The organism is Bartonella sp. MR100HLJHH (assembly GCF_042194215.1).
GTDB classification, from domain to species: domain Bacteria; phylum Pseudomonadota; class Alphaproteobacteria; order Rhizobiales; family Rhizobiaceae; genus Bartonella; species Bartonella grahamii.
Map to the genome: position 1 here is coordinate 1 of NZ_JBHIMR010000059.1, position 1479 is coordinate 1479.

Here is a 1479-nt window from a genome sequence, read left to right on the forward strand (position 1 = left end):
TCCTGATAAGGTAACAGAGGCGCCCCTGGAGCCCGTCGATACACCCAATCATGTTTACGCAAGTAATCCGTTAAATCCTTAGGTCGCACCTCTAACATCTTTGCTGCTTCTATCAGACCAAACAAACCATCAGAACGCTTTAAACCTTCTAAAGCTTTTGCTTTTGGTTCTAATTTAGCAATGATATTGTCTTTCCGCTCATTTTCATCTTTTAAATGCGTTAAGACACCAAGCATTACTGCTGGACTGGAGTAGTCGATCGATTGAACATAGGATTGCTTTATCTCGCCCCTACGCCATGCAACAAATAACTTAATAAGCATATAACGGACTTGAGAAGATTTTTCTGTATTCGATAATGTCGCAATCAATAATGCCTGCTCTTCGTTAAGCCAATATTCTGTTACGTTATTGCCCTTTATTACGTGCGCCACAGTGGCGCACCTCCCAAACCGTTCTATTTCTTGCATATTTCTTGTAATTAATTTTCTAACGTCACGTGTACGAACAAACCCTAATTTTTCTGCTAAGTCCACATCGCGAACACGAGGCTCGTTTTCGACTTCTTGTAATTTTATTAATTTGTCTTTATTGATAGGTAAGTATGTGCTATTATTCATTGTAATTGACCTCTTTCGGGTTAGTTAGATGTAAAGCGTTAGAGAGAGTTTTTGCGGACTTATGCTCTAGCGCTTTTTCTTTTTTGAGAATGTTAATTATTTCAGATGAAAGAGAGCGATCATTCTCAGTCGCCCGATTAAACAACCACTCCTTTAATGTATGTGGCATATTTATTTTATATTGGATCGTTTTCATTTTACCTCCATATGCACATATTTAGTACCATAAAGGTACCTTGTGTCAAGTGTATTTTAGGTATATTTTAGGTGCATGACAAAAAAAGATCGTGTGCAATTTAAATTTCTCATTCCAATTGAACTGAAAAATCAATTGGAAGAGCTTGCTGAAGCAAATCATCGTAGCCTTACGGGTGAAATTCTTGCTCGTTTAGAAAACTCTGTCCGCACTACCGTTACATTAAATCACCTACTGGCAATGAATTCAGAAGATCTCAAAAAGCTCCTTGAACAACCACTCGTGAATAAAAAACAATAAGATGCCACACATAGCCCCCTCAGAACGCTTTAAGCCTTCAAGTGCTTTTGCTTTTGGAGTCAATTCAGCAATAACATGATCTTTATGCTCTATTTGACTTTGTAAGTGATTCAAAACACCAAGTAATGCTTCGGGTTTGGAATAATCAACTTGTGGGGTTGCTACTTGTTTCAAAAGCCGTTCACATTTGATAAAGTATAAACGAGCCTCTCTACCTTTCTTATTATTCTCAAGCATAGAGAGCTCTTTGGCTACATTCAGTGTAAGGTAATATTCTTTTAATACTACATTTTGACGTTCGCCAGTTTTGGCGAGCGTTAAAATATAATCTATTCCTTCTTCTAAATTGTATTTGATAATACG

Annotated in this window: 3 protein-coding genes and 1 pseudogene; 1 reads left to right on the forward strand and 3 read right to left on the reverse strand. The window is 37.3% G+C overall.

From position 1 onward, the window contains the following. Both ACFIJ7_RS09415 and ACFIJ7_RS09420 read right to left on the reverse strand, forming a co-directional pair. The coding region (locus ACFIJ7_RS09415; RefSeq protein ID WP_375645179.1) for a phage antirepressor KilAC domain-containing protein at positions 1-620 on the reverse strand (620 nt) is incomplete at its 3' end. Further along, positions 613-816 (reverse strand): Arc family DNA-binding protein, encoded by a 204-nt coding sequence (locus ACFIJ7_RS09420; RefSeq protein WP_375627530.1) that lies wholly within the window; start codon positions 814-816, stop codon positions 613-615. The genes ACFIJ7_RS09415 and ACFIJ7_RS09420, both read right to left, overlap by 8 nt. A gap of 75 nt (positions 817-891) precedes the next feature. Between ACFIJ7_RS09420 and ACFIJ7_RS09425 the strand changes: the two genes are divergently transcribed. Continuing rightward, on the forward strand, positions 892-1116 hold the full coding sequence (locus ACFIJ7_RS09425; RefSeq protein ID WP_375627529.1) for an Arc family DNA-binding protein: 225 nt from the start codon (positions 892-894) through the stop codon (positions 1114-1116). 15 nt (positions 1117-1131) lie between these two features. On the opposite strand, the pseudogene ACFIJ7_RS09430 reads toward ACFIJ7_RS09425, so the two are convergent. Beyond that, positions 1132-1479 (reverse strand): annotated as a pseudogene (locus ACFIJ7_RS09430) (antA/AntB antirepressor family protein); the annotation flags it as partial.